This is a genomic window from Bradyrhizobium sp. AUGA SZCCT0283, assembly GCF_018130385.1.
Taxonomy (GTDB): Bacteria; Pseudomonadota; Alphaproteobacteria; order Rhizobiales; family Xanthobacteraceae; genus Bradyrhizobium.
The window spans coordinates 50217-62563 of sequence record NZ_JAFCLU010000025.1 but is presented as its reverse complement, the minus strand read 5'-3'; the positions used below and the strand labels follow the sequence as shown (position 1 = coordinate 62563).

Annotated in this window: 9 protein-coding genes; 5 read left to right on the top strand and 4 right to left on the bottom strand. The window is 62.8% G+C overall.

The window, feature by feature from the left end; genetic code table 11:
* Window positions 1–118: 118 nt before the first annotated feature.
* The 4 genes from JQ624_RS28200 to JQ624_RS28185 all read left to right on the top strand — a co-directional run bounded on the left by JQ624_RS28200 (window position 119) and on the right by JQ624_RS28185 (window position 4532).
* Window positions 119–931: a UDP-2,3-diacylglucosamine diphosphatase gene (locus JQ624_RS28200; RefSeq protein WP_212422172.1), complete on the top strand. Its 813-nt coding sequence runs from the start codon at window positions 119–121 to the stop codon at window positions 929–931.
* A complete protein-coding gene (locus tag JQ624_RS28195; protein WP_212422171.1) occupies window positions 928–1986 on the top strand; it encodes a glycosyltransferase family 1 protein in 1059 nt (352 codons plus the stop codon). Before JQ624_RS28200 ends, JQ624_RS28195 begins: the two co-directional genes overlap by 4 nt.
* 153 nt (window positions 1987–2139) lie before the next feature.
* Window positions 2140–3129, top strand: a complete 990-nt coding sequence (locus tag JQ624_RS28190; protein ID WP_212422170.1) for a threonine/serine dehydratase — start codon at window positions 2140–2142, stop codon at window positions 3127–3129.
* Between the two features lie 176 nt (window positions 3130–3305).
* A complete protein-coding gene (locus JQ624_RS28185; protein WP_212422169.1) occupies window positions 3306–4532 on the top strand; it encodes a hypothetical protein in 1227 nt (408 codons plus the stop codon).
* 65 nt (window positions 4533–4597) lie between these two features.
* Here JQ624_RS28185 and JQ624_RS28180 read toward each other — a convergent pair whose 3' ends face one another.
* Window positions 4598–6172, bottom strand: coding sequence for a caspase family protein (locus JQ624_RS28180; RefSeq protein ID WP_212422168.1), 1575 nt, complete (start codon window positions 6170–6172; stop codon window positions 4598–4600).
* Between the two features lie 172 nt (window positions 6173–6344).
* Between JQ624_RS28180 and JQ624_RS28175 the strand changes: the two genes are divergently transcribed.
* Window positions 6345–7379, top strand: a complete 1035-nt coding sequence (locus JQ624_RS28175; protein ID WP_212422167.1) for an AI-2E family transporter — start codon at window positions 6345–6347, stop codon at window positions 7377–7379.
* Between the two features lie 211 nt (window positions 7380–7590).
* On the opposite strand, the gene JQ624_RS28170 is transcribed toward JQ624_RS28175, so the two are convergent.
* The 3 genes from JQ624_RS28170 to JQ624_RS28160 form a co-directional block, all read right to left on the bottom strand.
* Entirely contained in the window at window positions 7591–8721 is a 1131-nt protein-coding gene (locus JQ624_RS28170) for an OpgC domain-containing protein (RefSeq protein WP_212422166.1), read from the bottom strand.
* Between the two features lie 220 nt (window positions 8722–8941).
* Window positions 8942–10720, bottom strand: coding sequence for a metallophosphoesterase (locus tag JQ624_RS28165; RefSeq protein ID WP_249130136.1), 1779 nt, complete (start codon window positions 10718–10720; stop codon window positions 8942–8944).
* Window positions 10721–10758: 38 nt separating this feature from the next.
* Window positions 10759–12321, bottom strand: coding sequence for an AbgT family transporter (locus JQ624_RS28160; RefSeq protein ID WP_212422165.1), 1563 nt, complete (start codon window positions 12319–12321; stop codon window positions 10759–10761).
* Between the last annotated feature and the right edge of the window lie 26 nt (window positions 12322–12347).

Genomic DNA, 12347 nt, shown 5'->3' with positions numbered 1-12347 from the left:
TCTCTGTCGCATCGCGCTGCTATCCGCAGGCGCAGGGGGCGCGGCGTTGATTCTCGTGAGGCTATCGGTCGCGTGAACGGTCATCGCGCTGTCACAGAAATCTGTTAGGTGGACAGGTATGGGTAGTGACTCCTTGAGTGAAGAAAGCCCGGAACGGCGTTTTCGCACCTTGTTTATCTCCGACGTCCATCTCGGCGCCCGCGGCTCGCAAGCCGACCATTTGCTGGACTTCCTCAAGAGCCATGACGCCGACACCATCTACCTCGTCGGCGATATCGTCGATGGCTGGGCGCTGAAGTCGAGCTGGTACTGGCCGCAATCGCACAACGACTTCGTGCAGAAGATGCTGCGCAAGGCGCGCAAGGGCGCCAAGGTCATCTACGTGCCGGGCAATCACGACGAGTTCCTGCGCAATTATTACGGCACGCATTTCGGCGGCATCGATGTGGTGGAAAACACCATTCATGATGGCGCCGACGGCAAGCGCTACCTCATCATCCACGGCGACATCTTCGATCTCGTGGTGCAGAACGCGCGCTGGCTCGCTCATCTCGGCGACAAGGCCTATGACTTCGCCATCCAGATGAATCGCCTCGTCAATTTCTTCCGGCGCATGTTCGGCGTGCCCTATTGGTCGCTGTCGCAATGGGCGAAGCTGAAGGTCAAGAACGCCGTGAACTATATCGGCGCGTTCGAAAAGACCCTGGCCGGCGAAGCGCGGCGGCACGGCGCCGACGGCGTGATCTGCGGCCATATCCACTACGCCACGATCCGCGACGAGCACGGCATCCGCTACATGAATTGCGGCGACTGGGTGGAAAGCTGCACTGCGCTCGCCGAGCACGAGGACGGCCGGTTCGAGATCATCACCTGGACCGATCCGCAGCGAAGGGCAGCCCCCGTTCCCCGCGTCGCGGCGCGCGCCGCATGACGCATATCCTGGTCGCGACCGATGCGTGGCACCCCCAGGTCAACGGGGTGGTGCGAACGCTGACCGCGATGGCGGAGGCGGCCAGGGGTTTTGGCGTCGAGGTGAGTTTCCTGACGCCGCAATCGTTTCGCACCGTTGCGATGCCGAGCTATCCCGGTCTGCGGCTGGCGCTGCCCTATCCAGCAAAAATCGCGCGGCTGATCGCAGCGGCGAAGCCCGACAGCATTCATATCGCGACCGAAGGCCCGATCGGGCTATTGGTCCGGCGCTATTGCCGCAAACAGGGGTTGCCGTTCACCACAAGCTTTCACACCCGTTTTCCCGAATATGTTTCGGCGCGTTCGCCGATCCCGGAATCCTGGGTGTGGCGGGCGCTGCGCCGGTTCCACCGGCCGAGCCAGGCGGTGATGGCGGCAACGCCGGCGCTGGCGGCCGAATTGCGCATGCGCGGCTTTCGCAACGTGGTGCTGTGGTCGCGCGGTGTCGATACCTCGCTGTTTCATCCGCGCAGCGCGGATCTCTGCCTGCCGATGCCGGTGTTCCTCAGCGTCGGGCGGGTTGCCGTTGAAAAGAATCTCGAGGCCTTCCTCGACCTCGATCTGCCCGGCACCAAGCTCGTCGTCGGCGACGGGCCGGCCCGGATGGCGCTGGAGCGGAAATACCCGGACGCCGTGTTCCTGGGTGCAAGGCACGGCGAGGAACTGGCCGAAATCTACGCGGCCTCCGATATCTTCGTATTTCCGAGCAGGACCGACACGTTTGGCCTGGTGCTGCTGGAGGCGCTGGCCAGCGGCCTGCCGGTTGCCGCCTTTCCGGTCGCCGGTCCACGCGACGTGATCGGCTCGGCGCCGGTCGGCGTCCTGGACGAGGATCTGCGCGCGGCGTGCCTGGAGGCGCTGCAGGTTTCGCGGGAAGATTGCGTCGAATTCGCCGTCGCCCACACCTGGCAGGCCTCCGCCCGGGTTTTTGTCGAGCATGCCCTGAATGTTCGCTCCGAGCTGCCGGAAGGCGAGGTGGCCGAATTTGAGGCGAAAGACCCGCATTTCGCCGCCTAGATCCTTCGGTTCTGACTGAATCAGAACCGGGCTCTACATCCTTATTTGACGCGTTTTCTTGACGCGAACCGGTGGCCACTTCGCTCGAAAACGCTATGGAGATCACCGGAATGCGTCTTGCCCGCCCGTCGGCAACCGCGATACAAATTGCGGATGCCAGAATCCATCCAAAATCCACCCATTGGCGCCGCCGATATCGAGGCCGCTGCCAAGGTGGTCGCGCCCTTTGCGGTGCGGACGCCGCTGTTGTCGTTCCCCGTTCTCAATGAACGGGTCGGGACCAGGGTCTTTCTGAAGCCCGAAATGCTGCAGCGGACCGGATCGTTCAAGTTCCGCGGCGCCTTCAACAAGCTCGCCTCGATCCCGCAGGACAAGCGTAGCGGCGGGGTAGTCGCATTCTCTTCCGGCAACCACGCCCAGGGCGTGGCGGCGGCGGCGCAGATCCTCAGCATGCAGGCCACCATCGTGATGCCTGCGGACTCGCCCGTCACCAAGCGCGAGCGCACCAAGGGCTATGGCGCCGAGGTGGTGCTCTACGACCGCGACAAGGAAGACCGCGAAGCCATCGCCAACGGCATTGCTGCGAAGCGCGGCGCGACGCTGGTGCGCCCCTATGACGATCCCTTCGTGATCGCTGGACAAGGCACCGCGGGCCGTGAGATCGCCGAGGACATGGCGGCGCTCGGGCTCGTCCCCGATATCGTGGTGGCGCCGGCATCGGGCGGCGGGCTGATCGCCGGTGTTGCAACGGCGGTGAAGGCAAAGTTTCCGCAAGCGCAGATCATCGTCGCCGAGCCCAAGGACTATGACGATCACGGCCTGTCGCTGCGCGCAGGCCACCGCGAGGCCCACCACGCCGCCGGCCGCACCATCTGCGATGCGCTGATGGCGGCGATGCCGGGCGAACTCACCTTCTCGATCAACAGCAAGCTGCTGGCGAATGGCGTGATCGCATCCGACGAGGAAGTCGGTGCGGCGGTCGCCTATGCCTATCGGGAATTGAAGCTGGTGGTCGAGCCCGGCGGCGCCGTCGGTCTCGCCGCCTTGCTGGCCGGCCGCATCGACGCCAGGGGCAAGAACGTCGTCATCGTGCTCTCCGGCGGCAATGTCGACGCGGACCTGTTTGCCAAGCTGGTCGCCTGACCAGAACGAAGGCATCCACACGATTTCAGCATCGCCGCAAGCGGACGGTCGCGCGTGCCGTTCAATAACGATTGAACGGGAGAACCTTGACGGATGCGACCTCGATAGCGAGGCTGCGCGCAACGAAGTTCCTTGAAAAGATCTGGATCGAACCAGGTCGACCGGGAGGATCGCAAATGCGGGCCGCGCTGACTGTTTTGTCTATCACGATCGTGTTCGGTGCGCCCGCTGCTCACGCCCAGTACACCGCGAAGGAATGGCCGGAAGGTCCGAGCAAGGCAAGGTTCGCTGCGACCTGCGATGGCTGCCACGACATCAACCGCATCCGTGTCGGCTATACGGCGGAGGGCTGGCTCTCGGTCGTGCGCATGATGCAGAACGTGAACGCGCCGGTCCCCGCTGAAGAATGGGGCGCCATGATCGATTATCTCATCAAGAACTTTCCCGAACGGTCGCGGCCACCGGCGTCTATCATCGACGGCCCGGTGAAGGCCGACATCAGGATGTGGGATGTTCCAACCCTTGGCTCGCGCCCGCACGATCCGCTTGCCGCGCGCGACAGTTCGATCTGGTGGACCGGACAGCTCGCCAACAAGCTCGGTCGGCTCGACCCGAAGACCGGTGCGATCCGGGAATACACGCTCAAGTCGCCGCTCAGCGGGCCGCACGGCCTGGCCGAGGACAAGAGCGGCAATATCTGGTTCACTGGCAACAGCGCCGCGCTGATCGGCAAGCTCGATCCGTCCACCGGACTCGTCACCGAATACCCGCTGCCGGACGCCAGCGCAAAGGATCCGCACACGCTCAATTTCGACCAGAGCGGAATGCTGTGGTTCACCGTCCAGCAGGCGAACATGATCGGACGGCTCGATCCCGCAACCGGCGCGATCACGCTCGTGACCTCTCCGACGCCGAAGTCGCGGCCCTACGGTCTCAAGATCACCGCCCAGGGCGTGCCTGTTGTCGTCGAATTCGGTACCAACAAGATTGCAACCATCGATCCCCAGACGATGGCGATCAGGGAATATGCGCTGCCGAACCCGGCCGCCCGACCGCGGCGGCTTGCGATCGATCCCGACGGCATGGTCTGGTATGCCGATTTTTCGCGCGGCTATCTCGGGCGGCTCGATCTGGCGACGGGCGATGTAAAGGAGTGGCCTTCGCCGAGCGGCGCGAAGTCGGAACCTTACGGCATCGTCTTCACGAACAAGGCGGTGTGGTACAGCGGGTCCGCCGCCAAGCCGAACACGATCGTGCGGTTTGATCCGGTGACCGAAAAATTCCAGAGCTGGGCGATTCCCGGCGGTGGCGATATCGTGCGCAATATGGATGTCGCGCCGGACGGAAATCCGGTCATCGCGGACAGCCTGACGAACCAGGTCGGGCTGGTCGACATCAAGTAGCATACTAAACGGAACCGGGCAGAGCGTGCGCTCTGCCCGGATTCGCATGGCACGAAGCTCTCTAATCAGCGCCGCCTGAAACCGCCGCCGAACGAGCCGCCGCCGAACGAACCGCGGGATGGGCTTGCGGCGAAGCGGTGGCCAAAACCTCCGCCGCCCATACCACTGTTGAAACGGCGTGGCGCGGCGTTGATCACGGGCCTGTTGACGCGCATCGGACGGCTGTTGAACTTGCCGGGATAGCCGGTGACCTTGCCGGCGTTGATGGGCTTGGCGTTGAACTTGCCGGGCAGTGTCGTCCCCTTGCCGAGGTTGCCGCCATGGGCCGGGTTGTTCGCGTTCATGCCCTTGGCCGGCAGTGTGACGATTTTGGACGTCATCGGCATGTGGGCCTGAGCGCCAAGATTACCCTTGGAGATACCCAGCGTCGGCGTGTGGCCGAAGTTCCCCGGCTTGTACATCGGCGACTGCTTTGCCAGATGCGTGAACTGCATCAGCGGCACGGCCTTCGGCGCACCCTGGAGCTTCAGCGCAGACTTGGCGTAAGGGCTGTTGGAATAATTGTCGTAGAACGTCTTGTAAGCGAAGGGCGAGTTCGCGAGCACCGCCTTGTGCCACGCCTTTGCCACCACGAGGTTGCCGAGCAGCACGCGGATGTGGTCGCACAGCGGGTCATGCGGGTAGAGACGGATGAACTCCTCATAGTACTCGGGCGAGCCTTCGGACAGCACGTAGTCGTAGGCCTGGCGCACCGAACGCGAGGGCAGGTTCGCCGCCATCTGCATGATCGGGCGGCGATCCGGCGCGCGGCCTGCGGCAACCGCCGTATCGCCGAAGAAATAGAAATCGGAGGTCAGCGACGAACTTTCCCACGGCGTCTGACGGCCTTTGGTTGCGTTGTTCACTTCAAGCCGGACGCGCTTGAACAATTGCTCGATCGGCAGGTTCGGTTCGCGCGCGATATTCAGGAACGCGGACGTATACGGGCTGTGGTTGCCGTCGCCATCCTGCGCTTCCATGCCCGGTGCGGTCGAGTAACCGACGATCGAGCCGTTCGGTGCGTCGACGATTGCCAAGCCGCGTCCGGTGTCATTGACCTCGGGGAACGGATTGTTGCGGCAGGCGTCGAGCACGACGATGCGCATCCGGCTCGAGATGGATTCCAGAGTACCCATCAGGTCGACCAGTCGCAGCGAATTGCCATCGAGATCGGACGGCGACGAGATTTTCGCATCGACCGGAAGCAGATAGTTCTCGCCCGCCACCTGCACGCCGTGACCGGCATAGTAGATCATGGCGACGGCGCCGGGGCCGCGCTCGGCGACCCTGGCGGAGAAGTCCTGCACGACCTTGACCATGTCGCTGCGCGTCAGGTCGGTCGCCTGGGTGACCTCGAAGCCCGCCGAGTTCAAAAGTTGCGACATCGATTGCGCGTCGTTGCCGGGATTGGCGAGCTTCGGTGCGGTCTGGTAATTCGAATTGCCGATCACCAGCGCGATGCGCTGGTCGGCCGGCGGCGGCGTTTGCATGCCGGTGCGGATGTCGGCGTTCGGGGCTTCGGCGAAGGCTGCGCCGGTGCCGAAGCTCAACAGGCTTGCCAGGAGACCGGCGCGCAATAGCGTTGACTTAAAACGGGACATGGCAGCATTCCTCAAATGAACCTCGTGGCGAGATTTGCTGTGGGGACGCTAAACCGCATCAGCATGGCGGTACGTGACGCCGGTCACGCTTGCTGCGGGAGGCGCTTCCACGCTTGCCGCCGCGCGATACGGCTGACAATCTCGGGTTGCCGAAAGGTCGAAGGAACCCAAAATGGGCTTCGGGCTAAAGACCACCACAGGAATCATCGCGGGCGTCCTGGTCACGGCGGCGCTGGCTCAGGCGAGCAAAGTGTTCGCGCCGCTTGCGGCCGCCCTGTTCATCATCGCGATTGTGTGGCCGATCCAGAAGCAGTTGCAGTCCTGGATGCCGAAGCTTGCCGCGCTGGCGATCACGGTCGCTGCGACGGTGGCGATCTGTCTCGGCTTTGCTTCGCTCGCGGCCTGGGGATTTGGTCGTGTCGGCCGATCGGTGGTCGGCGATTTGCCGCGGTATCAGGCGCTTTATTCGGCGACGGTGACGTGGCTGGACGGCCATGGCATCTCGGTTGCGGGGCTGTGGGCCGAACACTTCAACGTTGGCTGGCTGCTGCGCGCGACGCAGCAGGTTACGACCCGCGTCAATACCACGCTCAGCTTCTGGGTGATCGCGCTGGTTTACGTGATGCTCGGACTTCTCGAAGTCGAGAACATCAGGCAAAAGATCGAGCGGCTGGATAATCCTGCCGCAGCCCGCGTGCTGCTCGACGGCAGCGCGGCGACGGCGGCGAAATTCCGAAAGTATCTGCTGGTGCGGACGCAGATGAGCGCGGTGACCGGCCTGTTGGTGGGCGCATTCGCGTGGGTGGCCGGATTGCCGTTCGCATTCGAGTGGGGCGTGATTGCCTTCGTGCTCAACTATATCCCGTTCATCGGTCCTTTCGTCGCAACGCTGTTTCCGACCTTGCTGGCGATGACGCAGTTCGAGAGCTGGCCGGCGGTCCTCGGCGTCTTCGTCTGCCTGAACGTCATCCAGTTCGTGGTCGGCAGCTACATCGAGCCGCGGGTGGCCGGCTCGATGTTGTCGATTTCGCCGGTTGTCGTGCTGTTCGCGATCTTCTTCTGGACGTTCCTGTGGGGCCTGTTCGGCACCTTCATCGGCGTGCCGATCACGCTGGCAATTCTGACCTTCTGCGCCGCGCATCCGTCAAGCCGCTGGGTCGCCGATCTGTTCGGTGGACCGGATCAGATGAAGCCGGGCAAGCTCTAGGACGCTTACTCATAAGAACCGACTGAAGGGCAACCTTGGCGGCGTAGCCATTAATCCGCTGTTGGGAGTGAAGCGGACCTCCAACCGCTGTATGGCCGCGAGCGGACAAATTTAGCGCTGTCGGAGGCAGGGCCCCGGCCGGCAGCGATCTCAGCAAGAACGGCATTCTTCGTCTTTCACAGCCATTCTCGCTGATCGCAGTGTCCAAATATTACGATCGCTGCCTGGGTTTAATGCTCATCGAGTTCAGCAGTGTTGCGGTCGCGATCATCGCTGCGATGCCCGCGAGACTCAATGCTATCTGCATCGCAAGTCCGTCTGAAATGTCGAGCAGCACCACGTGGCTGGCGAACGTCAGCAGAACGCCGAGGCAATAGATTGGCAGCGAGTTCTGGCCACAGCGGATCGCGCCGCGCATTACCGGCGTCGTCAGCCCTCGCCAATTGCGAGGCACGAGCCATGCCGCCAAAACCGCTATGGCCAAGAAATGCAGCAGTCGCAATGGATCGAGATTCGATTTGTCCAATGGGTAAAGCGGTTTCGCCAGCGCCTGCGGGATCAGCGCTTCCAGCGGTTTGATGCGCCAGCTCAATGCGATGACCAAGCTGAAGAGCAGATACAGGATGGCAAGCACAAGCGTCGTGCGTGACGTCACCCACGGCCGGGGCCTCTTGATCATCCACCACGCGCCAAGCACGAACAGCAGCTGCCAGGCCAGCGGATTGAAAGCCCAGTGGCCGTTCGGCCACGCCGGGACGGTCCAGCCAAAGGCGTGCACCAACACATAAAGTGCCAGCGAGGCGCCAAGCGTCGCGTTCGGAACCCGCAGCAGCAGCCACAGCAGCGGCGCAAACAAGAGGTGAAAAAGCACGAAGACCGCCAACACGTCGGTATTGACGGGACGGTATTGCAGGACCGCCGCGCGCGCGAGCGTCGCGCCGGGATGGTCCAACAAGATACGCGTATTGCTCTCGTCAGCAAGACGGCCTGCGAGGTGAACCAAGATGGCGCAGGCGAGCGTGAGCAGCAGAAATGCGATATAAATGTCCCAGCTTCGCCGCAGCGTTCGGCTGAACACTCCGGTCCAGCCCTCGCAGCGCCATGCCCTGCCGTAGGCCAGCGCGCAGGTTACGCCCGAGACGAACATGAACACTTCCGCGGCATCGCTGAAGCCGTAGTTCCGCAGCGTCAGCCAACTTCCGATGTTGTTGGGAACATGGTCAAGAAAGATGAACCACAGCGCGATGCCTCGGCAGGCGTCTATTCGCAGGTCGCGGCCATGGCCTTTCAGCTCCGGCAGCTCGCCGACCGCTAACTCGGGGATGGTAACTCGGTCCTGCATCTGGATCGTCCCAAGCCAGCAAAATGGACCTGCCGCTCAAGCTCCTGGTGTGAGCTCGTTCACCTTCAAAGGCCTATTTTTGCGCGCGCGAGCGTTGAGCTTTGTCGGCGTTGCACTTGATCGTTTGAGTTGCGCGTGTAGTGCGCCTCGCCTGCAGTCTGATTCTCGGAGTGGATGTCGCCTCTGATGGATGTCCACTTTCGGAGGCAATGCCGGACACCTAGGAATTTTTCTCGCCGGCAATCTCCACACGCTGTGGCGGCAGCAGACCAAGCTGTCGATCAGGCCCAGCCGCCAGCGTGTGAATATAGAAATGCGTCGTCGCATCATCGGTCGCATTCATCACTGGCGATGGCGCGGAGATGATCTTCAACGAGCCGCATACGCCGATCCAGTCGATATGGCGGTGGCCGTGCATCACCACGGCGCGACCGGCCAACGCTTCCAGCCTGCGTACGAACCAGCTGCCGTTGATCAGTGCCGTCCCGATGCGTTCCGAGAATGCCTTCACCGGCATGGGATACTCCACCACATGGTGGTGCAATGCGACGATCCAGCGTGCTGCCGGATGATGGCGGATCGCCGCCTCGAAGCGATGCGTCTGTTCGACGGACACCAGCCCGAGCGCGTTGGTGAAGGAAAAATGGGTCTCTGCATTGGAGTTCAGGATGGCTATTCCGAGGCCGTCTTCCGCTTCCGGCGGCAGGATCATCGGAAACTGGTCGTCGAACAGGCTACGCAGCGCCGCTGTACGGCGCAGGCCGCCATGCTCCGCAAGCGCCACGATCGCATCACGGTGCGGCGCCAGCGCCTCGTTCAGCGTCACGGTCGGTTGTCCCAAGGCGTCGACCACGCGCACACGATTGCCTTGCACGGCTGCCATCGCCGACAGGGCGCGGATTTGCCGTAACCGCTTGCCGGGGCTGAACGGCAGATCGAGCCGGGCCGGATTGGCGCGGTCGACGATGTTGACGTCGTGATTGCCCGGCAACACGACCATGCGCGCGGCTAGTTCCGGATGACGCGCTATTGCGTCGAGGAATGCGGCCCATTCGCCGGCGCGGCCGGCGTCGGTCATGTCGCCGGTGATGAGAACGTGGTCGAGTGGATCGATCGCATGAATGGCGGCGAGATGCGCCAGGACCCGATCGAGCCGGCCATTGCCGCGCGGGCCCGCCCGTCCGCTTTCGATACGGAAGCCGTATTGTTCGCCAATCACGTGCAGGTCCGATAGATGCGCAACACGCCAGCTCCGCCCCCGGGACGAAGGGGTATCGAACGCGGCGAGGTCGACGGGTTGCTGCATGCTGGCATCCGCAAATCCCCACGCCAGCGATGCGACCGCCAGATACGCCGACACCAGCAGAATGGCGTTTGCCAGCGCAGGCATGGCGAGGCGATGCAGCGAGGCCAGGTCGTTCCAGCCGCCTGTCCAACGCGAGGCGGGCCAGGCCAGCATCGCCATCAGCACGGCGCATGCGGACAGCATGATGCCGGCCCCAACCGAATTGGCGCTGCGTAACCTCGCCCGGCCGGCGACGGTCAGCTTTCTGCCCGATATCCGTTCCGTCAGGTGGCGCAGCGCTTCGCGGGTGAACGCGTAGCCAGGCTGCACGGCGAGCGCGTTGAGCGACCAGAAATTGACTTCGGCGATCCGGAACAACGGCCGCCATCCGATCCATCCCACCGCGACGATCGCAAGCAAGGCGAGGGCCGTGCCGATCTCGGTCAGCGTGGCAAGCTGTTCCGACAAGGTTGAAAACCAGGCGGAGACCAGCAGCGGCGCCAGACCCAGAAGCACTGCCGGCAACAACAGCAACACCGTCCAGGCAAACAGCAGTTTGGGCAAACTGATTTCGACCAGCAGGCTGCCGGCGATCGCAAGCAGCGACCGTTGCCCGGGACTGGCGGCATCGTCCTCGATATCGCCGCGGCGCGGATCGATCAGCATGCGGTCTTCCATGCCGTTTGGGCCGCGCTCCACAGTCGACCTTGTCATCGCCGAGCTCCCATCTCGCGCCAGCACCGCGGTTCCGGTTACACTCCCCAGGGAACGCCCAAGAGGTACCACGCGATGAAAAGAACTATCCAAACTGCAAACATCCAGACCACGTAGGGCAGCATCAGCGCGACGACGGTGCCGACACCAGCGTCGCGGTCGTACTTTTGGGCAAAGCCTACGACCAGCGCGAAGTAGGGGTTAAGCGGCGTGATTGAGTTGATGGGTCCGTCTCCGACCCTGTATGCGGCCAGCACCGCCGCCGGATCGACGGCCAGCTGCACGAACAGCGGCACGAATAGCGGTGCAAAGATGGCCCATGTCGCGATTGCCGGCGTGAAGATCAGATCAAGGATTGCAACGACCAGAATAAGTCCAAGCAATAGCCACAATGGGCCGATGTTTGCATTCTTCAGAACATCGGCCATCTTGACCGCCAGCAGCGTCGGCATGTTGCTGTAAGTGAAATAGTCGACAAACTGGCTGATGACGACAAACAGCAGAATCGTGCCGCCCAATCCCGATACCGCCTTGGTCATGGCATCGACGACATCGGTGGCGCGCCGGATTGTTCCTGCTCCGATGCCATAGGCGATGCCGGTCACCAGGAACAACAACATGACGAGGCCGATCAGCCCGCTCATGAAGGGCGAGTTTCCGACCAGCGCACCCGTCGTTGGATCGCGAAGCGGCGCTCCCGACGGCAGTGTCAGCAGGCAAAACGCCGCTATGACGGCCAGCAGCCCCGCGCCGGCGTACCTCAATCCGAGCGCCTCCTGGACGGACAGTTGCCCGCCTTCATGCGGGGGCAATCTTTCCCTCGCGTGATCTTCCCGATACTTGCCAAGGCGAGGCTCGATGATCCGTTCGGTGATCAAAGCAATCACGATCGTCAAGACGACGACCGACACGATTGAAAACCACAAATTCGCCGTTACCGCGATCGACAGCGACGGATTGACGATGTGAATGGCATCGTTGGTCAATTCAGTGAGAACCGCATCGAGCGGCTTGATGAGCATATTGACGCTGAAGGCGCTGGCGACACCGGCAAAGCCCAGCGCCAGCCCGGCAAGCGGATGCCGGCCGACGCTCAAAAGCGCAGTGCCTGCCAACGGGATCAGCACGAGATAGCCCGCGTCCGAGGCGACGCTCGAGATAATGCCAACGAAGGCGAGAATGTAGGTCAGCGCCCAGCGCGGTGACACGGTCACGAGTTTTCGAATGCATGCGTTGACGAGGCCTGCCTCTTCGGCCGCTCCGACGCCGATCATGGCGATGATCAGCAGTCCGACCGCGCTGAAGCCCATGAAATTCGGCACCAGCTGCGTATAGATGTGCCTGATACCCGCCGCCGTCAGCAGACTGTTGGCGCGGGTTGTCACGGTCTCGGCGCCGTGCGTCGCCGGGTTGATGACCTGATAGGAAACTGACGCGTCGAGCAGATACAGCAGGTGCGATACGATCACGGCGATTGCGATCAGTATCAGGAAGATCACGACGGGATGGGGGACGCTATTTCCGATCCGCTCGATGGTATCGAGAACCGTCCGCGTGGGTGCTTTCGCTGTTTCGGTATTTGCTTCGCTCGCCGCGCGCATGTCGGCCGTCCTTACTGAGCGTGCTT

What these genes read in the sequence shown, in the direction of transcription:
- JQ624_RS28200 (WP_212422172.1), top strand. Translation starts at nt 119, where the DNA reads ATGGGTAGTGACTCCTTGAGTGAAGAAAGCCCGGAACGGCGTTTTCGC.
- JQ624_RS28195 (WP_212422171.1), top strand. Translation starts at nt 928, where the DNA reads ATGACGCATATCCTGGTCGCGACCGATGCGTGGCACCCCCAGGTCAAC.
- JQ624_RS28190 (WP_212422170.1), top strand. Translation starts at nt 2,140, where the DNA reads ATGCCAGAATCCATCCAAAATCCACCCATTGGCGCCGCCGATATCGAG.
- JQ624_RS28185 (WP_212422169.1), top strand. Translation starts at nt 3,306, where the DNA reads ATGCGGGCCGCGCTGACTGTTTTGTCTATCACGATCGTGTTCGGTGCG.
- JQ624_RS28180 (WP_212422168.1), bottom strand. Translation starts at nt 6,172, where the DNA reads ATGTCCCGTTTTAAGTCAACGCTATTGCGCGCCGGTCTCCTGGCAAGC.
- JQ624_RS28175 (WP_212422167.1), top strand. Translation starts at nt 6,345, where the DNA reads ATGGGCTTCGGGCTAAAGACCACCACAGGAATCATCGCGGGCGTCCTG.
- JQ624_RS28170 (WP_212422166.1), bottom strand. Translation starts at nt 8,721, where the DNA reads ATGCAGGACCGAGTTACCATCCCCGAGTTAGCGGTCGGCGAGCTGCCG.
- JQ624_RS28165 (WP_249130136.1), bottom strand. Translation starts at nt 10,720, where the DNA reads ATGACAAGGTCGACTGTGGAGCGCGGCCCAAACGGCATGGAAGACCGC.
- JQ624_RS28160 (WP_212422165.1), bottom strand. Translation starts at nt 12,321, where the DNA reads ATGCGCGCGGCGAGCGAAGCAAATACCGAAACAGCGAAAGCACCCACG.